Raw genomic sequence first — 20610 nt, 5'->3', positions numbered from 1 at the left:
GCTCACCGCGGACCTGTTGGTGTGGGCTCGGGCGCCGGCCGCGGCGCGGCGGGGTGTGGTTCCGGCGGGGCGGGCAGCTTGAGTCGTTTGAGCATCAGGGCGTTGACCGCGACGATGAGGCTCGAGCCGGACATCGACAGGGCGGCGATCTCCGGGCGCAGCACCAGCCCGAGTGAGGGTTCGAAGACCCCGGCGGCGATCGGCAGGGCGATGACGTTGTAGCCGACCGCCCATCCGAGGTTCTGCCGCATCTTGCGGAGGGTGCCGCGCCCGATCCGCAGGGCTATCGGCACGTCGAGCGGGTCCGAACGCATCAGCACCAGGTCGGCGGTTTCGATCGCGACGTCGGTGCCGGCGCCGATCGCGATGCCCAGGTCCGCCTGGGCCAGGGCGGGGGCGTCGTTGACGCCGTCACCGACCATGGCGACCTTCTTGCCGGCACTCTGCAGTTCGGCGATCTTGGCGGCCTTGTCACCGGGCAGCACCTCAGCGATGACGGTGTCGATGCCCAGCTGTCCCGCGATGCGTGCGGCGGTCGCCTCGTTGTCGCCGCTGAGCATGACCACCTCGACGCCCAGCTCGTGCAGTGCGGACACCGCGGCGGCGGAGGTTTCCCGGGCGGCATCGGCCAGCGCGATCACCCCGACCCCCCGGCCGTCGACGGCCACCAGCACCGCGGTCCGCCCGGTCGAGGCCAGCTCGTCACGCCGATCCATCAGGGCACCGAAATCGACCTGTTCGGCGACCATGAGCTTGCGGTTGCCGACCGCGACCCGGCGACCCTGCACCTCGGCGGTGGCACCGTGCCCGGGCACGCTCGAGAACTCGGCCAGCGGCAGTTGCGGGATCGCGCGTTCGGCGGCGTAACGGACGATCGCCCCGGCCAGCGGATGCTCGGATTCGCGTTCGACCGCGGCGACGAGGGCGAGGAGCTCGTCCTCGATGATGCCGTCGGTGATCACGTCGGTGACCTCCGGTTCGCCCTTGGTCAGGGTGCCGGTCTTGTCCATCACCACGGTGTCGATCCGCGCCGAGATCTCGAGGGCGGTGGCGTTCTTGAACAGCACCCCGCGCTGGGCCCCGAGGCCGGTGCCGACCATGATCGCGGTCGGGGTGGCCAACCCCAGGGCGTCGGGGCAGGTGATCACCACGACGGTGATCGCGAACAGCAGTGCCATCTGCACGCTCTCACCCGCCAGCAACCACACCAGGAAGGTGCCGGTGCCGCCGATCAGCGCGACCAGCACCAGCCAGAAGGCGGCCCGGTCGGCGAGTCGCTGCCCGGGGGCCTTGGAGTTCTGGGCTTCCTGCACCAGGGCGACGATCTGGGCGAGAACGGTGTCGGAGCCGACCTTGGTGGCGCGGACCCGCAGGGTGCCGGTGGTGTTGATCGACGCGCCGATCACCTGCGAGCCGGGCGCTTTGGTCACCGGCAGGCTCTCGCCGGTGACCATGGACTCGTCGACCTCGGAGTTGCCGTCCTCGACGACGGCGTCGACCGGGATCTTTCCGCCCGGTCGGATGAGCAGTAGGTCCGCGACCATAACCTCCGCGGTGGGGATCTCGACCGGCTCCCCGTCGCGCAGCACCACCGCCCTCGGCGGGGCGAGCTCGAGTAGGGTACGGATCGCGTCGTTCGCGCCGCCGCGGGCGCGCATCTCGAACCAGTGCCCGAGCAGCACGAACGCGGTCAGCACCGTGGCGGCCTCGTAGAACACCTCACCGCCGCCGGTGAGGGTAATGACGGCGCTGTAGAGCCAGCCGGTCCCGACGGCCACCGCCACCAGCACCATCATGTCGAGGGTGCGCGCCTTGAGCGCCCGGTAGGCGCCGTCGAAGAAGATCCAGGCCGAGTAGAAGATCACCGGGATCGACAGGATGAAGGAGAAGACGTCGTCGCGCAGACCGAACGGTGCGGCCACCGTGAATCCGAGGACGTCGCGGCCGATCGGGGACCACAGCAGGATCGGGATCGACAGCACCGCGGCAACCAGGAAGCGGTTGCGCATGTCCCGGACCATGTCGTCCATCGACATCCCGGCATGACCGCCGCCGTGGCCCATCATCTCCTGCGGCGAGCGCCCCGCATGGGCTTCGTGCCCTGCAGGCATCTCGTGTGCGGCGGCCGGCTCAGTGGGTGCCGCAAGTTCCGGGGCGGGGTGGGGGTGTGCGGCCTCAGCAGCTGGGCTTGCCGGTTCGGACATCGGGTCGCAGACGTGGTCGGGCACCGAACGCCCGGCGCAGTGATAGCCGCAGTCGCGCACCCACTTCGACAGTTCGACCACCGACGTCTTCGCCGGGTCGTAGGTGACGGTGGCGGTCTGGTTCACCGCGTTGGCCTCCACGGAGGTGACTCCCGGGCGACGGCGCAGGGTGGCCTCGACGGATGCCGTCGAGGTCGCCCAGTGCAGTCCAACCACTTCGAGCACGGTGGTTCGGTTCATTCGCTGTGGCACCTTTCGTTATCGCGGCACCGAGCCGTCATCGCCCCGCTCGAGCAGCACTGACTTCAGCTGGTCATGGTGTTGATCACCGACCCACTGGGTTGATTGAGGGCGGGGCGTCAATGACGGTGTTCTCCCCCCATCGAAAACATCATCACCGCCATCATTCCCAGGCACGCCAACGCAAACACCAGGCTCCCGATTCCCACCGTTCCGCTGGCGATCAGCGCGACGGCGACCACCAGCATCGGGATGCAGCAGGCGATCATCATCCAGCGGTGACGACTGTGACCACCGGCGCCCTGATGCTCGGGGTCGCTGTTCTCGCCGACGTACGGCTCACGCCCATCCTCGTCCGTCATGGTGTTCCGCCCTTCAACGATGCCGGGACATGGCCCAGCTTCTGGTACAGCGGGCAATGGCCGGTCGCCCCGGTCACCACCAGATCCAGTCCGGCCAGGATCAACAGCACCGCCAATGCCATGACCACGGCCGTTGCCCCGCCCGAGATCAGCAAAACCCCGCCGACCACGCCGACCCCGCCGACGAGGATCCGGGCGATCCGCTCGGCCGGGGTGACGTTGACACTCCATCTCTGCGTCATCACTGCTCCTCGCTGTCTGATCAAACGTTTGCTGAAGCTCGGGATACGCCTGCCAGTCACTGTTCGATCAAGTCCGAGCCTGCCCCCACCCGGTATGGCTTGGCTGGTTGTTTGGTGAAGATTCGATGAAGAACATGCGCAGAGACTCGAGCCGAGGCCGCTGTCGACATGGATCAACCTCAGGTTTCTCGTCGATGCGACAGAACGCCTATGTACCTATACACCCTAGGGGTATATACTCATCACACGGGACGCGCATCGAAGCGTTCGAGAAGGGTGAAGATCGATGACTACCACATACACGGTCCAGGGGATGACCTGCGGGCACTGCGTGTCGACGGTGAAGGCTGCAGTGGGATCCGTTCCCGGCGTGATCGGGGTGGACGTGGACCTGCAGGCGGGCACCGTGACCGCTGTCGGCACGCCGACCCCGTCCGTTGTCGCGGAGGCTATCTCGGCGGCGGGGTACGAAGTCGTCTCGACGGAACACAAGGTGGCCGCCGGTCGCGCCCTGCCGATGGCGGGCAATGCCGGTGGCTGCTGCTGCGGCTGACGCACGCCCCCGGCGGATGGAGGAACCCGCCCGCCGGTACTCCACGCAACCGCCGTGGTATTCACCGTGTTCGGTCGAAGGGGGCGTCCCCGTGGGGCGCCGGGATTGTCGGGGGCGGTGTCACCGGTGATCGCAGGGCCGATCACGAACGCGGACAACGAGAACATCATAGGGGTAGCGGTATTCGAGTTGGGAAGGGATTGGCATGACGACCCGGATCACGGAGTCCGGAGGTCGACAGCACGATGTCCTGCTGTCGATCGGGGGGATGACGTGCGCGTCGTGTGCGGCGCGGATCGAGAAGAAGCTCAACCGGATGGACGGGGTCACCGCGACCGTCAATTACGCCACCGAGAAGGCCAAGGTGACCTTCGCCGACCGGGTGGCCCTCGAAGATCTGGTGGCGACGGTCGAGGCGACCGGATACACCGCCACCCTGCCGGCCCCACCCGAGGACACCGCCGCGGCGACGACGGCCGCCGCCACGGAACCGGACGAGGCCGCCGGCTGGCGGCAGCGGCTGATCGTCTCGACGGTGCTGACCGTGCCGGTCGTGCTGTTGTCGATGATCCCCGCGCTCCAATTCGACAACTGGCAGTGGCTGACCTTGACCCTGGCCTCCCCCGTGGTGGTGTGGGGCGCGCTGCCGTTCCACCGCGCCGCCTGGGCGAACCTGCGGCACGGCGCCGCCACCATGGACACCCTCATCTCCGTCGGTGTCACCGCCGCCTACCTGTGGTCGCTGTGGGCGCTGTTCTTCACCCACGCCGGGATGACCGGCATGCGGATGAACTTCGACCTGCTCACCACCGGCAGCACCGAACCGCACATCTACCTCGAGGTCGCCTCCGCGGTGACCACCTTCATCCTCGCCGGCCGCTACTTCGAGGCCCGCGCGAAACGGCAGTCCGGCGCCGCGCTGCGCGCCCTGCTCGACATGGGCGCCAAGGACGTCGCCGTGCTCCGCGACGGATCCGAGATCCGCATCCCGATCAGCCAACTCGCCGTCGACGATGTGTTCGTCGCCCGGCCCGGGGAGAAGATCGCCACCGACGGGATCGTCACCTCGGGCACCTCCGCGGTCGATGCATCGATGCTCACCGGCGAACCGGTCCCCGTCGAGATCGGGCCCGGCGACAGCGTCGTCGGCGCCACCGTCAACGCCGGCGGGCGAATCGTCGTCCGCGCCACCCGGATCGGCGCCGACACCCAACTCGCGCAGATGGCGCGGCTGGTGACCGAGGCACAGAACGGGAAAGCGCAGGTGCAACGCCTCGCCGACCGGGTCTCGGCGGTGTTCGTGCCCATCGTCATCGGGCTCGCACTGCTCACCCTCGCCATGTGGCTGCTGACCGGGAACACGGTGACGGCGGCGTTCACCGCCGCGGTCGCGGTGCTGATCATTGCCTGCCCGTGCGCGCTGGGGTTGGCGACGCCGACCGCGCTGCTCGTCGGCACCGGCCGCGGCGCCCAGCTCGGCATCCTGATCAAAGGCCCGCAGATCCTCGAATCGACCCGCCGCGTCGACACGATCGTCCTGGACAAGACGGGCACCATCACCACCGGCCGGATGGCCGTCGCCTCGGTGCACGCCGCCGACGGCACCACCGACACCGAGGTGCTGCGTCTGGCGGGTGCTCTCGAGCATGCCTCCGAACACCCCATCGCCCACGCGGTCGCCGCGCGCGCCGCCGAGGTAGGCCCGTTGCCGGCGGTCGAGGGCTTCGAAAACCACGGCGGCCGTGGGGTGTCCGGTGTCGTCGAGGGGCACGCCATGCTGGCCGGCCGGTACAGCTGGCTGCGCGAGCAGTGGGCGCTCACCGCCCCCGACGCGCTGCAGCTCGTCGTCGACGAGGCCGAAACGCAGGGACGCACCCCGGTGTGGATTGCGTGGGACGGGGCGATCCGCGCGGTGATCGTCGTCTCCGACACGGTCAAGGACACCTCCGCGGCGGCGATCGGTGAACTTCGCGAGCTCGGCCTCTCACCTGTGCTGCTCACCGGGGACAATCACCGCGCCGCACAGAGCGTCGCGGATCAGGTCGGGATCGACGAGGTAATCTCCGAGGTCCTGCCCGCCGACAAGGTCGACGTGATCAAGAACCTGCAGGACCAGGGGCGGGTGGTGGCGATGGTCGGCGATGGCGTCAACGACGCGGCCGCCCTCGCCCAGGCCGACCTGGGTCTGGCGATGGGCACCGGTACCGACGTCGCAATCGAGGCCTCGGACCTGACCCTGGTGCGCGGTGACCTGCGGGCCGCCCCGGACGCGATCCGTCTGGCGCGGGCCACCCTGCGCACGATCAAGGGCAACCTGTTCTGGGCGTTCGCCTACAACGTGGCGGCACTGCCGCTGGCGGCGCTGGGCCTACTCAACCCGCTGATCGCCGGCGCCGCAATGGCCTTCAGCTCGGTGTTCGTGGTGAGCAACAGCCTGCGACTGCGCCGGTTCACCCCCACCCGGTAACGACAGATCTGCCGATCACCGGAGGAGAACTGCGTGTGCGATCGTCGCCGGATCACCTGCCCAGGCGGGAACGCACGGGGGTGGCGGGGATGCGGTGGAACAACCACCCGGCCAGTGCGGTGAGCGCGAGCACCCACGCCAGCGCCGCCATCAGCGGAGCGATCTCGTCGAACCGTCCGGTCAACCCGCCGTCGACCAACACCCGCATCGCCCCGTATCCCGGGAGGGCGTGTGCCCAGGCCGCCGGTTCCGGCCGCAGCATCGGACTCTGGCCGATCCCGATGTCGAGAAAGGGCACCAGAAAGGCGATGAATACCCCACCGACGCGCCCGAAGATCGGGCCCAGGCAGAAACCGAGCAGCCCGTAGGTCACGGCCATGAGCAGGTTCCCGGCTCCGTAGACACCCCACTGCCGGGCATCGAACACCGTGGCGGTAACCATCAACGACGAGAGGGTCACCAGGGCTGCGGCGCATCCGATCATCGTCAACCGCACCGCCAGCAGCCGGGCGAAGGGAAAACCGGCCAGGGTCAGCCGCTGATCGCCCGCCCGGGCATCGAGCCCCATGAACAGCCCGGCCAACGCCGCCAGCGAGGAAACCGCGATCGGGGTCATCGTCCCGGCATGCACATCCGGCAACCAGAACACCTCCATCACCGTCCGACCGCCCTCGACCAGGGAGAACACACCGGACTCCTGCACGGTCATCGCCTTGGCCAGCACGATGAACACGATCGGCACGACCACCAGCAGCACCCACAGCACCGGGTTGCGGCGGTAGTCCCGTAGTCCCATCCGCAGTCCGGCCGAAAGCTGACCCCACCCGGATCCAGCTGCGGGGCGCCGCCGCGACCGCCAGGACACACCGACGGTGGCGGTGATGACGGCGGTGCTGACGATCAGCGCCGCGAACATCCACACCAGTGCCCAGCCGAGGTCCCCTATCCGGCCGCCGTGCCGGGACGGAATGTCCACCATCCACAACGACACGAAATGCGTCGGGAACCACCGGGTTTCGATGCGATCGGCGGAGCCGACGGCGGGGCCGAAGAACACGTCCAGAATCCAGACGAACAAGATGAGGACAGTGCCGTTGACGGGATTGCGCACCAGCGCCCCCACCAGTGCGCCGATCGCCAGATAGATCACCGCGAACATCAGCGTGCCGGCGATCGCCCGGCCGGGGTCGCCGATGCCGGTACGCGCGGCCAAGGCGAGCAGCGCCGCCGCCGCGACCAACGCTCCCAGCACCAGGCCGGTCCCGAGCCGGGCTGCGACCAACCGTATCGGTGCAAGGCCCGCCGAGACCAGCCGCCGATCGGCCGCACGGGCGGCGCTGATCTGGAAGAACATGGCGATACCGGCGAGGAATCCCGCCGCCCAGCCGGCGGTCGCGGTTTCCACCGCGGGCCCGCCCGCCCCGCCGAGCAGTTTCGCGGCATCGGCCATCGACCCGGCCGCAACGATCACGAAGACCACCGGGACCAGCACCAGCACCACCATGTTGACGGGGTTGCGGGCGTAGTCGGTCAGGAATCGGTGGATGAGTAGCGCGACCTCGCCCGGCGCCCCCGGCAGATGACCATCGCTTCTCATCTCGCCGCCGCCGTCCCGTTGTGCAGGTCGACGATGCGGTCGAATCGGTGCTCGTCGGTGACGAAGTGACTGATGATCAGCACCGAGCGCCCCGTTCGGCGGCGCTGCGCCACCAGTTCCCAGAACCGCAGGTAGGTGTCCCAGTCGAAACCGGAGTACGGCTCGTCGAGCAGCAGCACCTCCGGGTCCGCCAGCAACGCCAACCCGAGGTTGAGTTTCGCGAGGGTACCGCCGGACAACCGGTCGGCGCGGGTGTCCGCGTAGCGCTCGAAGCCGAGCGCGCTGTAGAGCGCCCGGCGGGCGCGTCGCTCCTCGGCCGGGGCCATCCGGTAGGCGCAGCCGAACAACTCGAAGTGTTCGTCGCAGGTCAACCTCTCGTAGACCACCGGCTGCTGCGGGCAGTATCCCAGCCGCCCCGACCGGGTCACGGTGCCGGCGTCCGGCCGGTACTCGCCGACGAGAATCTTCATCAACGTCGACTTCCCCGAACCGTTCTCCCCGGTCAGCCCGACCACCTCACCCGGCTGCAGCACCAGATCCACGCCCCGCAGTACCCGGGAATCGCGGCGGGCTGGCCACCACCCCTGCCGGAAGCTCTTCTCGATTCCTTCGGCGGTCAGCACCGCGGTCACCGGCGTCGGCTCCGCGGATCCCAAACTGTTCATCTCGCTCCTCGGAACACGTGCGGTGATCAGCTGGACGTCAGCGCCACCGCGTCAGGCGTTGTGCACACCACCGGCGGCCGGCACCAGAAGGCGGCGGTGGGGGTGTCGAATCAGACGCCGTGACGTCGAGTTCGAGGTGGCCGCCCCTTTCCGTCACACGACATCAACCCGGACGAGTGCGCCGCCTGATCGCACTCTCCTCGGGTTGTGACCCGCCGATTCCTCAACTCAATACTGTGCGGGCGCCGGGCGCACTCGACCGGTCTCCTTCTTCAACGAATCTTCACAAAACCCTCACCGATTTGCGGGGGTTCGCCGCCGACACTCGGCAACGAACCGACGCATAAACGGGTTAGGCCCGCGGAAGGGTCGCGGCCGACGCTGACTGCGCAAGACCGTTCGAGTGCACGTCCCCACGCGCACGGCACCGAGGGTGTCCACCAGGGACCGAGCTGTGCAGGAAAGGAACGCAATGAGCCTGGGTAAACGTCTCGCGCTGATCTTCAAGGCGAAGGCCAGTAAGGCTCTCGACCGTGCCGAGGATCCGCGGGAAACGCTGGATTATTCGTATCAGAAGCAACTCGAGATGCTGCAGCAGGTGCGCCGTGGCCTGGCGGACGTGGCGACCAGCCGCAAACGCCTGGATCTGCAGGCCCAGCAGTTGCAATCCCGGGTCGGCACCTTGCAGCAGCAAGCGACGGCAGCGGTCGCTGCGGGCCGCGACGATCTGGCCCGGGAGGCTCTGACCCGCCGGTCCGCGGCGCAGCAGCAGCTGGCCGAACTCGCCCCGCAGCAGGCGGCGCTGCAGGCCGAACAGGACAAACTCGCCGCGGCCTCACAACGTCTGCAGGCGAAGGTGGAAGCGTTCCGCACCCGCAAGGAGACGATCAAGGCCAGCTACACCGCGGCCGAGGCCGAAACGAGGATCGGGGAGGCGGTCTCGGGGATCAGCGAAGAGATGAGCGACGTCGGACTGGCCATGCAACGCGCGGAGGACAAGACCGCCGAGTTGCAGGCCCGCGCCGGGGCCATCGACGAACTCCTCGCCTCGGGGGCCCTCGAAGACGCCACCGGCCCGGCCAAGGACGACATCGCGGCCGAACTGGAGAAGATGTCCTCTCAGTCCGACGTCGACGAGGAACTGGCGCACCTGAAACGAGCATTGCCCCCCGCCTCGCGAGCCGCGCTGCCGGGCAGCAGCGCGGACACCCCGTCGCCGTCGCCGCTCGAGGCCGGCCCCGGATCACCGAAGGAGGAACGGTCGTGATCGTGCGCATCCTGGGCGAGGGCCAGCTCGACGTGGCCGAAGACCACCTCGCGGAACTGAACGAATTGGACGCCGGCCTGTCCGAAGCGGTTACCGCTGGCGACGAACAACGATTCCAGCACGCCCTGAGCACCCTGCTGGACCGGGTGCGGGCCGCCGGCACGCCCGTCGCCGACGACTCGCTGTCCGTGTCCGACGTCATCCTCCCGGCCCAGGAAAGCAGCCTGGCGGAGGTGCGCGCCCTGCTCGGCGAGGAAGGTCTGATTCCCGGGTGAGACCATGAAGAGCCGTTTCCGGCCCGATCGCGGGCTGACCCGCCGCATGCTCTGGACGACATTCCTGCTGGGTCTGATCTATGTCGTGTTCACCGCCGTGCTCATCGCGCTGCTGCGAAGCGCATTTCTGGCGGTCGTGATCGCCGGCGGACTGTTGTTCACGCAGTACTGGTTCTCCGACCGCATCGCGCTCTACGCGATGCATGGCAAGACCGTGACCCCCGATCAGGCGCCCGAACTCCACGGGGTCATCGACAGGTTGTGTTCGCTGGCGGACATGCCCAAACCGGCGGTGGCGATCGCCGAGGTCGATGTGCCCAACGCATTCGCAACAGGGCGCAGCCCCACCCGGGCGGTGGTCTGCGTGACCACGGGCATCCTGCGTCGCCTCGACACCGAGGAACTCGAAGGGGTACTCGCACACGAACTCTCCCACGTCGCGCACCGTGACGTGGCGGTGATGACCATCGCCTCCTTCCTGGGTGTGCTGGCCGGGCTGATCACCCGGTTCACCCTGTACGCCGGCTTCTTCGGCGGCTTCGGTGGCGGCCGCGGACGCAGCAACGGGGAAGGCGACAATACCGGCCTCATCCTGCTGGCAGTCGTGGTGGTTTCCGCGGTCGTCTACGCCGTCTCGTTCCTACTCACCCGGGCGCTGTCTCGGTATCGGGAATTGTCGGCGGACCGGTCCGGCGCGCTGCTCACCGGCCAGCCGTCGGCGTTGGCGTCGGCCCTGACCAAGGTCAGCGGCGAGATGGCGGCCATCCCCACCCGGGACCTACGCCAGGCCGAGGCCTTCAACGCCTTCTTCTTCGCCCCCGCCCTCGCCAAAGGGTTCAGCCTCTCCTCGCTCTTCGCCACCCACCCGCCGCTCGATCGCCGGCTCGCACAGCTGGGCGACATCGCCCGCCAACTCGGACAGGAGTACTAGACCCCATGGGCTTCCTCGATGCGCTCCTCGGCCGCTCCACACCGGTGCCGCCCAATCTGGACCAACTCTTCGCACTGCCCGCTGCCGCGGTCACCCTGCAGGTCGGCACCCGGTTCCACCCCACCGGCACCGGCGCGGTCTGCTTCAAGGCCGCCGAAGGCGGCGGCTTCGCCCAACTACGGGAGGAGGTCGACGGGCTGCTCGCCCTCGACGGAGGCAAATACAGCGAGCAGACCGACACCTACGGATTCTCCTGGCTCATCCGCCGCACCGCCCCCGACGATCTCGAAGGCCTGGTGACCGATCTGCACACCGTCAATAGCACCCTCGTCGACGCCGGGTTCGGGCCGACACTGCTGTGTACCGTCATCGCGTTCACCGACGGCACCCGACCGCTCGGCCTCGTCTACCTCTACAAGCGGGGCAGCTGGTACCCCTTCGCCCCCGCCGAGGCCGATCGACGCGACAACAGCCTCGAGCTACAGATCACCTCGGCCATCGAGAACGATCTGCGGGTAGAGAAGGATCTCACTCGCTGGTTCCCGCTCTACAACGCGCCCGGGCTCTGACCCGGCACAAACCATGGAGCACATGGCATCAATCCCCCGCTGTACGCGCCTATCCCACAGAGTGTCGCCGGGGCATACAACGCTTCCATCCACGTACATGAGGAGAGGTCATCGTGATGTATTGGTACGGCAGTGATCCCGGCGTCTGGGGCTATTCGCTGATGATCATCGGAATGGTGTTGTTCTGGGGGCTACTGATCACCGGCATCGTAATGCTGGTCCGATATGTCGGGCGCGAGGCATCGTCGCCCACCCACCTGCCGGTGCTCCACACGGCGGAGCAGTTGCTCGCCGAACGATTCGCCCGCGGTGAACTCGACGAGACCGAGTACCGCAGCCGTTTGGCGACGCTGCGCGAACAGGCACCGCAATGACAGCAACCACGTCGAGCGGTGCTGTTTGCGCTCTCAAGAGCTCTTTGACGAGTCCGAGCCGGTGCTCACTTTCTGCCGCCCGGGGTCATCGTTCCCGCTAGCACGAGGTGTCGGCGTCGACCGAGCGCCGGGCCGAACCGGTGCGACCAGAACTCAATCCGTGGCATTCGACGGAGATCGTTACACCGGCCAGCCAGATACAGGACTCGTTGTATACACCGACGGTGATGGACGTTCGTGAAGGTCTCGAATCAGGCAAGACGGTGAGGAGGCAGGCGGTGAAGGCACAGGCTTGCATTCCAGGTCTCCCTCAGCATTTCCAAGGTTCGGTGCTGGTTCGTCATGATCGGGCTGATCACCACCTGCAGTGGCCACGATGACCGCCGGCACCGGTTCGGCGGGCGTTGCGGAGCTTCGGCGTGCGCCGAAGCCGTGGCGACTGTTGTGGATCACCGCCACGTGGGGAGCCTGTTTCGTGGCTATTCGCTGGGGGCTTCGGGACTCGTCGCTGTTGTGGTTCGCCGCCCTGCGCGCCTTGGTGGCAGGGGTGTGTCTGGTACTGGTCGCCGAAGTTCAGAGTCGGCCCAGGCCGCGTGGGTTCCACGCCTGGCTATTAATCACGGTGTTGGGCCTGGTCAACGTGACGGTCGCGTTCGCCGCAATGTTCGCCGGAGTATCAGGACTGGCGACCGGCACCGCAGCGGTGCTCGCCAACGCCCAACCATTGCTGATCTTGTTGCCGGCGTGGTGGTTGTACGGCGAAGCAGTGACCGTCCAGACGGCAGCGGCGTTAGCGATCGGGTTCTCTGGCCTGTTGGTGGTGGCGGTGCCTGGGGGCGGTGGCAGCGGAGCGCTGTTGTCACTGCTGGCCGCGGCCGCGATCACGGGCGGCACGCTGTTGTCGCGGCGCCTTGCGGGTTTGGATGTGCTCGCGGCCAGCGGTTGGCATTTCGTGATCGGCGGAGTTGCGTTGGCGGTATGGGCGGCAATGGTCGAGGGCCCCCCTGTAATCAACTGGACCCCCCGATTCATTGCGGTACTGGCGTTTCTGTCGTTGGTGGGTACGGCCGCCGCATTCGTGGCCTGGTTCACCGAAACCAGGCACTGCCGGCTGGACGCGCTGAGCGCGTGGACATTCTTGGCGCCGGTTGTCGGAATTATCCTGGGATCCTTACTCTTTGGAGAATGGCCTACGGGATGGTCCGCGGCGGGTTTGCTCGCCGTACTGGCATCGATGTGGATCGTTTTACGGCCACGACCGGAGCGTTCGGGAACGTGACACGGCTCCTCGGGTCAGTACGTTTCCGTCAGCATCGCCGGTACGCGCATGTTCTGTCATTTCGCGTGGACCGAACCCCTACGCTCATGGAACCTGACCCCGATATCTCTATCTGGATATCTGAACAGGTGAGCAGGTTCCGATCGATCCGGCGCCTCCATCCTGGCGTGGGCCGTCGGCGGTGTCAGGGAACGCTGAATCGCAGTTGATCGAATCGACTGTGTCCGCCGAATAGCGCCCGACTCACCCACCCACCGTTGCGGGTTCAGCGCTGCACGATCATCACGCCACCGGTCGGCCGATGAACCTGCCCGCTCACGGATGTCATAGCGGGGCGAGTGCGCCGATCTGGGCTTCGATCGCCGCGTGAAAGTGCGGACAGGACGCGATGTCGTCGTGATCGCAGTCGAGCGCACAGTCGATCAGGGCGAGCGAGGCCTGCGCGCGGGCGATCCGCCGGGCCAAAGCGTCGCGGTGTCGCCCGAGAATGGCTGTGCGCCTCACCGGGTCGTCGGTGTCGAACGTCTCCCGGATGTCGTCGAGACCGAAACCGGCCTCCTTCGCGCGCAAGATCATCGCCACCGCGTACACATCCGACTTCTCGTATCGGCGGCGCGAGCCACCTTCTCTCGCCGGGTGCAGCAACCCCACCGATTCCCAATGGCGCAGTACGTGCGTGGCGATCCCGAACCGCTCGGCGACCTCACCGATACTCCACTGGCCGGCATCCTCGCTTGACTTCATGTCAACATGAAGTCGCACGCTGGCTGTCATGTCAACCACCAACACCGCCCCCGACCCCGAGGCCCTCGTCGCGCTCCTCGACGTCATCGACAACTACCCCGGTGCCGCGGCGCTGCGGGCACGATCGATCGAACTTTTGGCCGCCCCACCTGGGGCGGTGATTGTGGACGTGGGCTGCGGCGCCGGCCGCGCCGTCGCCGAGATGGCCGAGCAGGGATGGGATGGTCTCGGGATCGACCTGGACGAGCACATGCTGACCATCGCCCGCAGGCGGTGGCCGCACTGCCGATTCGAGAAAGCGGATGCAGCCGAGCTTCCGCTGGCCGATCACTCGGTGCAGGGATACCGGGCGGAGAAGGTCTTTCACGACATCGCCGATCCCACTGCGGCGCTCACCGAGGCGCACCGGGTGCTGACCCCGGGCGGGCGGATCGTCCTGATCGGGCAGGACTGTTCATTAGTCAAGTCGAGTGTCGGGATCAGGTTTGTCGGCAGAGGCCAGGTCGCGGGCAGCGGACTGGGCGGGGTGCCGAGAGCGTCATCAGTCGAGTCAGCATGGTGGTGTGTGGAACTTCCGTGCTGACCGGGACCGTAGCCGCGGGACTGTTGGCGTCGCGTGGTCTTCCTGTCGCGATTGATCGAGTTCGATGGACAGCTCCGCGATGACGCGTCGTAGGTAGGAACTGACCTCTCGCGCGCGGGCGAGGTCCGTTTTCGTTTTTTGCAGCTGCTCGTGGAGCTGAGTGCAGCGATCGGTGAGTTCCCGCATCGCTTCGGGGACTGCGTTTCGTGCCTTGACTCGTGCTTTGAAGGTGTCGGTGAGGTCGCCGTGCTCGTAGACAACATCGCGACGCAGGCCGGACTCGGTGATCAGTTCTGTTGCGGTGAGCTTTCCAGTTGTCGAGCGCAGTGGCGTGCCGGCGAGCAACCGATCTGCCGCCGCCTCGATGGCACGCCGGTCGGCTTGATGGTCTCGCGGCGGTCGGCCCATCAGGCGACCCCTTCCGTCCCAGTCCCAGCGCCGCGATGGGCGTGGTCGTGACCGTCGACGATGGCTCGGCATTGGAGGGCCTGAGCGGCCCTGCGATCTCGTAAAGGTCGCGGTGTCAATGGATCTCGCGCCCCGGCGTCCAGCGCGATCAGACGTTCACGCAGCAGTGCGACGTCGCGATCGGTGTAGGCCAGGTTGGTGCAGGCCGACCGGCATTCCGACTCGTCCGGGCCGTCTGCCGCCCGTTCCGGCTCCAGTCGGGCGCGACACAGTGCTGTCTCGGTTCGGTAGACGCAGGTCATTCCTCGCCCGTGGTGGATGCTCGGATCCGTGCTCGTGAGCAACCGTTCGGCGTTGCGGACCTTGTCGACCACCCGCCCGGCGAACGGTGTGAGCTGGTGAAGTCGCCGCCGATACTCCTCGGCTGACGGGCCGCTGACGTGCTCGCCGTCGTCCAAATGCATGAGGTCGTCATCGATCTGGTCGATCACCATTTCCAGGCGTTCGATCGTGAGGTCGTCCAGCCAGTTGGTGTCCGCTTCCCCGGCATATGCGAGCGTAACTTTTGTGCTGATATGCCCATATTGCAGGGCGGCGGCGATGAGCCCGCCGGGGCGACGCACGACGAAGTGGGCAAGGGTCCTTCTGAACCGCGAGGCATGGACCGGCTTGGTCTGGTCCGGCGGGATCGGCATGGCGCCGTCCGGCCGGGCGAAGGTGTTGTTGACCCAGGTAATGAAGTCGGCGAGGTCGGCGTTGACTACCGCGTTTCTCAGCGGTCTTCCTGAGATGATCGGGCGGGACGACTTGCGTTTCGGGCTCGGCGGGAACAGCAGCTGCGACTCGGTCAGGGATTCCAGCATGGTGACGGCCGTCCCGACCACGGAGACGACGGCCCACGCTCGCTCGCCGTCGTTAGGGCCTGTGCCTGTGCCTGTGCTGTCGGGTCCTTTGCTGGCGTAGCCGATCAGGGTCAACTGCCCCGCCTCGTCCTCAGACAGGCAGCCGCGGCGAAGTTTGAGCACCTCGCCACCACGCATGCCGCTGAGGTAGCAGATCGTCACGAAACACGCGGTCCGCAGCATCCTGACCAGGTGGCCGATTTCGCTCAGGCCGATGGGCTGATCCTTCCACGGCGTGCCGTGGAGAAATCCGGTGATCCTGCCGAGGTGCGCGTCCGGGGCCACCGTGACCCCGTGCTCGTCGGCCAGTGCGGCCACTGCGGCGGCGCGGCGGTAGACGTGCCTGGGACTGCAAGCAACGAGTCGCGCCAGATGACCGCACGCGATCTCGATCGTCCCGTCTTCGCGTCGCTGGCCGGGCAATTGACGGCCACTCTTGCGTAACTCTGGCAGGAGATGCTGCAGCCGTTTGACCAGCGGACGCCCGAAGTAGTACTCGCGATAGAACCGTGTGGTCGGATGGCTGCCGTCCATGAGCTGTCGATCCTCGAGGAACGCCTCACGGATGTCTGGACCGAAGTCCTCGAGCACCCGAAGCGCCCAGGCAAGCAGCGCTTCCATGGTGTCTGGTTGTATTCGGGGCGTCTTGTTGTAGCGGTTCCACTCGGTGTGGCCGGCCAGTTGGCGGGCGGTGGCAGCACCCCATGGCCGACCCTCGGGGAGTCGGCATTCGGCCGGCAGGTGTTGCCGGTAGGCCCAGAGCACCCGCACGGCGTGTAGGTAGTCGGCCTTGCGGGCGCCGCCGTACGACAGCGCCATCACGTGCACGTGATAAAGGTTCAGGTCGCATATGGTGACGTCGCAGATTCGGCCGATCCGCCGCGCGGCGAGCCACTCGGCGAACAGTCGGAGCTCGATGATCCATCCGTGCAACGTCGACGGGCTCGCCTGATCGCTGGGGGCTCCTGCCTGCAGGACCGCTGGGCGATCATGATCGAGTACGGCCAACCCGAACGCCTTGAACGCAGTCCGCTGCCCGGTCGGATAGTTCGTGAAATTCAGGCTCGGGGTGCCCTTCGCGTTGTCGATGTCCGCGGGGCTGGTGAACCACACGTCGTCGCGGAACCGTGACAGGTTCGTCGTGTCGGCCAGCGGGTGCAGGTTCCGGCCGCGCAAGATGATCGCATCGGGGGCCGGCCACGGCACTGCATCCGAAGTGGTGGTGTCGAGAAGGCTGGTCGTCATCGAAGATCGAGTCTCCCGTTCATGAGGTCGTCGAGGAGTTGTCGGTCCTCGGGTGAGAGTCGGTGGCGGGCGGTGTCGCGGTCCTCGACGCTGTAATGACCAAGCAAGTCGGTCAGCCGCGCGAAGGGTTCGGCGTAGCGGCGGTCCCAGGTCTGCGGGTTGAGGTTGGTGCGCAGCGCAGCGAGCCGGTCGTGGGTGGCCACCTGAATCGGGAGCTGGTGCGGCAGAGCTCGCGCGTTGGGGCAGAGCAGACACTGCAGGAACGAGGCGTCACACGGGGTGCCAGGCTCGGTGTATGGGCTGTCGCGGTGATCGACACAGGACGCCACGACGGTGTCCTGCTCGCGGGCGAGGATCCGTGTGAGCGTGTCGATGTCGACGCCCATCTCGGCGGCAGCGCCCGCCGAATCGGATTGCGCCCGGTCGAGGAAGCCGGGAGTGAATACCGGCACGGTTTGAACCGCTCGCGCCTTGGACACCTCGTCGTTCAACGCCTCGCGGACGATGTCCCGACTTTCCGCCGCGACCTGGGGGCTGCGCCGCAGGTAGTAGTCGTTCATGGTGGCGCGCGAGTGTGCGACGGGCCGGCGATGTCGCTCGATCGCCGTCTGCCGCAGGCGCTGCGTCGACACGTTCGGCTTGACCTGCCCAGCGGTCGGCTGAGGGTTCAGTGCCGTCCGGTCCTTGCAAGACTGATCGGGACGGCGGCCGGGTGGTCGAGGGAAGCCGTGGCGCTCGCCCCAGCAGCCGACGTAGTAGGAACGCATGCTCGACAGCCACCTGTCGTGGTTCCTGCCGACGCTCATCCCGACATAACTGAACGCCCGGGTGAGGCCGCCGTGGCGCCGAGCGAGGGCACTGAGTTCCAGGAGCAGGAGGTAGACCCGCAGCGGGGAACGGAACAGGCGCCGTTCCTCGCTGTCACCGTCGAGGATCCCCGCCAAGCCTGCCGGCAGGTCCTCCACCGCCACGACCATGTGCTCGCGCGCGGGCCCGCGTCGCGGCTTGGTCTCCTCCACCAGTGCGACCGCAGGCTCGCCGAACCCCCCGTCCGGGCGGAAATGGACTGCGGGCCAGTCAATCACGGTGCCGAAGTTCTCGCCGGTCATGTCGACCAGCAACACCGCGAATGCTGTGGCCTCCATGCGGGTCAGACACAGCATGGGCAACAACACGCGGACCCCGCCGAGTGCCTGCACCGAGTCCGGGATCTGCCCGCAGGGCAGTCGGGGTAACTCACCGGTGAGGTCGAGCACGTCGAGAACCCGCCCGATCCGTTCCTCCTGGGACCGACGGTCCGGCTCGCCGCGTCGATACCGCGCCAACAGCTCTTGTCCGGCCCGGATGCGTTCCCTCGCCCGGCGGATGTCGCCGCGGGCGGCGGTGAGGATCTGCTGCCGATCGTCGTCGGTGTAAGCGCGGATCGTGGGCAGCGGACGTCGTGGCAGGCGTCCTTCGGCAATGGCACTGCGGGTCTGTGCATGCAACTCGGTGTCGTGCCGTACGAGGGTTCGCAGCCTCTGGATCTGGGCGTTGAACGAGCCCGGGGCCAGGGCAAGCCGGAAGGCGGCGACGTGCGCCGGGATGATATCGCCGGGGACCGTCGGTGGGGAGTCCACCGACGTCAAGACCGCGGCGAACTTCCTCAAGGCCCCGTAGTAGTGCTCGGCGGTGCTCACACGCTTGGCTCGACCGCGTGGCCCGGTGGTATCAGCGAACACCTGGGCCATCCACCGCTGAAGTTCGGGCCCGACCGGAAGAGTGGTGAAATCATAGACCTTGGACCGTCGGCCGCTTTCCTCGATGAAGGTCACCGTGCAAATGTCGGTCGTGACGACCAGGCGTTCCGGCGCGGTCCAGTCCCGGTCCGGCTGGCTGGCCCGCCGACCGCGACCTGATGCGCTCGACCGGCTCACCGTTCCCCGTCCCGGTTCTGCTCCGCAGCGGCAGAGTCCTCGGCCAGCCGCACGGCGGTCAACACTCGGCCGCTGTCCTGCACGACCCCGCCCATCAGATGGTCGACGGTGGCGCGTTCCTCCTCATCGAGCAGCGAGAAGACGTAGTCGACCTGCAGGCCGGTGAACGGCTCCAGGTACCAGTCCTTGGTGACTTCCGGGCTGCTGTGCCCCAGCAGCGTGGCCAATTGGAACCACACGTCGCCGAACTGTTCGCGCAGATCCCGTTTCTCCCGGTCGGTGAACCCCTCCAGTTGCCTGCTCCACACCACCGACAGGATCGAGAACCACTTCAGCGCGAAGGAATGTCGCGCCATGTGGGGGCGAGCCCACAACGGGCACTCGATGGTGTCGTCGTCCTTGCCGTGGGCGGCGGCCCACTGCCTCCGGATTCGGGTGTTGGCGGTCTGGAATGTCTTCTCCCAGCTGTGCGCCTGCTTGGGCATGCCGTCGTTGCCCAGCCACACGGCCAGCGGCTCCAAGCCCGCGTCAGTGGTGCGGAACAGCCGCAGCCGTTCCTCCGGGGCGAGCACGTCCAGCGAGATTGGGGTGCGCCCCGATGGCGTGAGGATGTAGACGGTGCGGTTGGTCCGGTTGCATCCAGTGACGATTCGCACGCCGGGAATCCGGTCGTAGCGACCTGCGCGGCGGGCGCGCTCGATCGCCTCGGCACGGGAGCCCTCCCGCGGGTCCATGTAGCCGGCGACACTGTTCACCACGCTGCGGGGGATGCGGAAAGTGCGGCCGGCCCTGCCGCCCTTGATGCAGGCCGCCGCCAGCCACGCCTTGGGGAACCGGCCCGCCGCGTCCTCGGTCGGCAACTCGACGTCCAGGATGCTGGACCACTCGGTCAGGCGCAGACCGGTGCCGTACAGACCATCGACGAACGCCGCATCCCGGTCCTCGTTGAACCCTCGCCAGCCCGGCCGGCGGCGCCCATCGAACCCGTACCCGCGCAACCCGATGTCACGCCACTGCTCGAAAGCCGAACGCAGCAGCCACTTCACCTGCCGGCGAGGTGAACCGGCCGGGCGTATCGGATCCCGACCGCCACCGGCTGCGACCGCATCGTCGACGTGGTTCTCGGCCACCCTCCGGGTCGGCACTGGGTTGACGACCCCGTACCGCTGCTCCGCCCAGTCGTAGAAGGTGTTCAGTCCGGCGCGATCGGTGTCGAACGATGTCGGCCGCACCCGTTGGAGGTTGCGGTGGTCCGTTATCCGCCAGTGCTTGAAGCTGTCGAAGTCCGCGGGCGTTGCCTCGTCCCACGACCGGCCGCGGGTCTCCAGGAAGTCCAACCAGACCACCAGCGAGAACGCGTAGCGCCGCCACGTCCGCGGACGCCGGGCCGCGACCGATCCGAACCGGAAGAACAGGTTGATCCGCGGGTCCGCGCCGCCCGACGGGGACAGCAGGATCGGCGTCCCGTGCCGGGCACCGTTGCGCTGCGCCCGCGCCAGCACGTCCCCGAACTCCCGCAGCCGTTCGTCATCAGCGGCCGCGTCGTGAATCTGATGAAAGTCGTAGAAGTCCAGCGTCCAGCCCAGCTCATCATCCAAGACACACTCTCCAGAATTCAAGATTGATCGACAGTTCTGGAGAGACTAGAGAAGGACTGGGACGGGTTCTTCATCGACTCCGATCACCCCGAACTCACGCGAACCATCGTCCACGCGCGCGCCGATACCGTCGCCGCGCCGCGGGCGGCTCGCCGCTACCGCAACCTCCTGCTCGACACCGGATTCGCG

18 protein-coding genes are annotated in these 20610 nt (G+C 67.5%); 9 read left to right on the top strand and 9 right to left on the bottom strand.

Annotated features, from left to right (window positions below; translation table 11 throughout):
• Positions 1-2: 2 nt before the first annotated feature.
• The 3 genes from JWS13_RS03600 to JWS13_RS03590 form a co-directional block, all read right to left on the bottom strand.
• Positions 3-2444, bottom strand: a complete 2442-nt coding sequence (locus JWS13_RS03600) for a heavy metal translocating P-type ATPase (protein ID WP_206004504.1) — start codon at positions 2442-2444, stop codon at positions 3-5.
• Between the two features lie 119 nt (positions 2445-2563).
• Complete coding sequence (locus tag JWS13_RS03595) at positions 2564-2806, bottom strand: hypothetical protein (protein WP_206004503.1); 243 nt, start codon at positions 2804-2806, stop codon at positions 2564-2566.
• Positions 2803-3048 carry a YgaP family membrane protein gene (locus tag JWS13_RS03590; protein ID WP_206004502.1) on the bottom strand — a complete coding sequence of 82 codons (246 nt, stop codon included), beginning with the start codon at positions 3046-3048 and terminating at the stop codon, positions 2803-2805. Before JWS13_RS03590 ends, JWS13_RS03595 begins: the two co-directional genes overlap by 4 nt.
• Positions 3049-3334: 286 nt before the next feature.
• Between JWS13_RS03590 and JWS13_RS03585 the strand changes: the two genes are divergently transcribed.
• Together JWS13_RS03585 and JWS13_RS03580 are read left to right on the top strand one after the other, a co-directional pair.
• Entirely contained in the window at positions 3335-3601 is a 267-nt protein-coding gene (locus tag JWS13_RS03585) for a heavy-metal-associated domain-containing protein (protein WP_206004501.1), read from the top strand.
• Between the two features lie 205 nt (positions 3602-3806).
• On the top strand, positions 3807-6068 hold the full coding sequence (locus JWS13_RS03580; protein WP_206004500.1) for a heavy metal translocating P-type ATPase: 2262 nt from the start codon (positions 3807-3809) through the stop codon (positions 6066-6068).
• 52 nt (positions 6069-6120) lie between these two features.
• On the opposite strand, the gene JWS13_RS03575 is transcribed toward JWS13_RS03580, so the two are convergent.
• On the bottom strand, positions 6121-7665 hold the full coding sequence (locus JWS13_RS03575; protein ID WP_206004499.1) for an ABC transporter permease: 1545 nt from the start codon (positions 7663-7665) through the stop codon (positions 6121-6123).
• A complete protein-coding gene (locus tag JWS13_RS03570; RefSeq protein WP_054246291.1) occupies positions 7662-8330 on the bottom strand; it encodes an ATP-binding cassette domain-containing protein in 669 nt (222 codons plus the stop codon). Before JWS13_RS03570 ends, JWS13_RS03575 begins: the two co-directional genes overlap by 4 nt.
• A 472-nt stretch (positions 8331-8802) precedes the next feature.
• On the opposite strand from JWS13_RS03570, the gene JWS13_RS03565 reads away from it, so the two are divergent.
• From JWS13_RS03565 to JWS13_RS03540, 6 genes are all read left to right on the top strand, one after another.
• Positions 8803-9597, top strand: coding sequence for a PspA/IM30 family protein (locus tag JWS13_RS03565; RefSeq protein ID WP_054246290.1), 795 nt, complete (start codon positions 8803-8805; stop codon positions 9595-9597).
• On the top strand, positions 9594-9872 hold the full coding sequence (pspAA, locus tag JWS13_RS03560) for a PspA-associated protein PspAA (protein ID WP_054246289.1): 279 nt from the start codon (positions 9594-9596) through the stop codon (positions 9870-9872). Before JWS13_RS03565 ends, pspAA begins: the two co-directional genes overlap by 4 nt.
• A 4-nt stretch (positions 9873-9876) precedes the next feature.
• Positions 9877-10803: a zinc metalloprotease HtpX gene (htpX, locus tag JWS13_RS03555; protein ID WP_206004498.1), complete on the top strand. Its 927-nt coding sequence runs from the start codon at positions 9877-9879 to the stop codon at positions 10801-10803.
• 5 nt (positions 10804-10808) lie between these two features.
• Positions 10809-11372, top strand: coding sequence for a PspA-associated protein PspAB (gene pspAB / locus JWS13_RS03550; RefSeq protein WP_054246287.1), 564 nt, complete (start codon positions 10809-10811; stop codon positions 11370-11372).
• A 116-nt stretch (positions 11373-11488) separates the two neighbouring features.
• A complete protein-coding gene (locus JWS13_RS03545; RefSeq protein ID WP_206004557.1) occupies positions 11489-11746 on the top strand; it encodes an SHOCT domain-containing protein in 258 nt (85 codons plus the stop codon).
• A 376-nt stretch (positions 11747-12122) separates the two neighbouring features.
• Positions 12123-13025, top strand: coding sequence for a DMT family transporter (locus JWS13_RS03540; RefSeq protein ID WP_054246317.1), 903 nt, complete (start codon positions 12123-12125; stop codon positions 13023-13025).
• Between the two features lie 324 nt (positions 13026-13349).
• Here the strand turns inward: JWS13_RS03540 and JWS13_RS03535 are convergent, their stop codons facing one another.
• Positions 13350-13769 carry a helix-turn-helix domain-containing protein gene (locus JWS13_RS03535; protein ID WP_206004497.1) on the bottom strand — a complete coding sequence of 140 codons (420 nt, stop codon included), beginning with the start codon at positions 13767-13769 and terminating at the stop codon, positions 13350-13352.
• 28 nt (positions 13770-13797) lie between these two features.
• Between JWS13_RS03535 and JWS13_RS03530 the strand changes: the two genes are divergently transcribed.
• On the top strand, positions 13798-14352 hold the full coding sequence (locus JWS13_RS03530) for a class I SAM-dependent methyltransferase (RefSeq protein ID WP_241032054.1): 555 nt from the start codon (positions 13798-13800) through the stop codon (positions 14350-14352).
• A gap of 407 nt (positions 14353-14759) precedes the next feature.
• Here the strand turns inward: JWS13_RS03530 and JWS13_RS03525 are convergent, their stop codons facing one another.
• From JWS13_RS03525 to JWS13_RS03515, 3 genes are read right to left on the bottom strand one after another with little or no spacing between them, the layout of a single operon-like run.
• Entirely contained in the window at positions 14760-16907 is a 2148-nt protein-coding gene (locus JWS13_RS03525; protein WP_206004496.1) for an integrase SAM domain protein, read from the bottom strand.
• A complete protein-coding gene (locus tag JWS13_RS03520; RefSeq protein WP_241032053.1) occupies positions 16904-18823 on the bottom strand; it encodes a hypothetical protein in 1920 nt (639 codons plus the stop codon). Before JWS13_RS03520 ends, JWS13_RS03525 begins: the two co-directional genes overlap by 4 nt.
• Positions 18820-20421, bottom strand: coding sequence for an integrase (locus tag JWS13_RS03515; protein ID WP_241032052.1), 1602 nt, complete (start codon positions 20419-20421; stop codon positions 18820-18822). The genes JWS13_RS03520 and JWS13_RS03515 overlap by 4 nt, the downstream gene beginning before the upstream one ends.
• Positions 20422-20610 lie beyond the last annotated feature (189 nt).

Origin of the sequence: Rhodococcus pseudokoreensis (assembly GCF_017068395.1) — a bacterium.
Classification (GTDB): Bacteria; Actinomycetota; Actinomycetes; order Mycobacteriales; family Mycobacteriaceae; genus Rhodococcus_F; species Rhodococcus_F pseudokoreensis.
Note: the sequence above shows the minus strand (reverse complement) of the source record. Positions and strands in the feature narration are given on the sequence as shown.

Excerpts from the sequence above, each read along its gene's own strand:
- JWS13_RS03600 (WP_206004504.1), bottom strand. The coding sequence starts at position 2,444 with ATGAACCGAACCACCGTGCTCGAAGTGGTTGGACTGCACTGGGCGACC.
- JWS13_RS03595 (WP_206004503.1), bottom strand. The coding sequence starts at position 2,806 with ATGACGGACGAGGATGGGCGTGAGCCGTACGTCGGCGAGAACAGCGAC.
- JWS13_RS03590 (WP_206004502.1), bottom strand. The coding sequence starts at position 3,048 with ATGACGCAGAGATGGAGTGTCAACGTCACCCCGGCCGAGCGGATCGCC.
- JWS13_RS03585 (WP_206004501.1), top strand. The coding sequence starts at position 3,335 with ATGACTACCACATACACGGTCCAGGGGATGACCTGCGGGCACTGCGTG.
- JWS13_RS03580 (WP_206004500.1), top strand. The coding sequence starts at position 3,807 with ATGACGACCCGGATCACGGAGTCCGGAGGTCGACAGCACGATGTCCTG.
- JWS13_RS03575 (WP_206004499.1), bottom strand. The coding sequence starts at position 7,665 with ATGAGAAGCGATGGTCATCTGCCGGGGGCGCCGGGCGAGGTCGCGCTA.
- JWS13_RS03570 (WP_054246291.1), bottom strand. The coding sequence starts at position 8,330 with ATGAACAGTTTGGGATCCGCGGAGCCGACGCCGGTGACCGCGGTGCTG.
- JWS13_RS03565 (WP_054246290.1), top strand. The coding sequence starts at position 8,803 with ATGAGCCTGGGTAAACGTCTCGCGCTGATCTTCAAGGCGAAGGCCAGT.
- htpX (WP_206004498.1), top strand. The coding sequence starts at position 9,877 with ATGAAGAGCCGTTTCCGGCCCGATCGCGGGCTGACCCGCCGCATGCTC.
- pspAB (WP_054246287.1), top strand. The coding sequence starts at position 10,809 with ATGGGCTTCCTCGATGCGCTCCTCGGCCGCTCCACACCGGTGCCGCCC.
- JWS13_RS03545 (WP_206004557.1), top strand. The coding sequence starts at position 11,489 with ATGTATTGGTACGGCAGTGATCCCGGCGTCTGGGGCTATTCGCTGATG.
- JWS13_RS03540 (WP_054246317.1), top strand. The coding sequence starts at position 12,123 with ATGACCGCCGGCACCGGTTCGGCGGGCGTTGCGGAGCTTCGGCGTGCG.
- JWS13_RS03535 (WP_206004497.1), bottom strand. The coding sequence starts at position 13,769 with ATGAAGTCAAGCGAGGATGCCGGCCAGTGGAGTATCGGTGAGGTCGCC.
- JWS13_RS03530 (WP_241032054.1), top strand. The coding sequence starts at position 13,798 with ATGTCAACCACCAACACCGCCCCCGACCCCGAGGCCCTCGTCGCGCTC.
- JWS13_RS03525 (WP_206004496.1), bottom strand. The coding sequence starts at position 16,907 with ATGACGACCAGCCTTCTCGACACCACCACTTCGGATGCAGTGCCGTGG.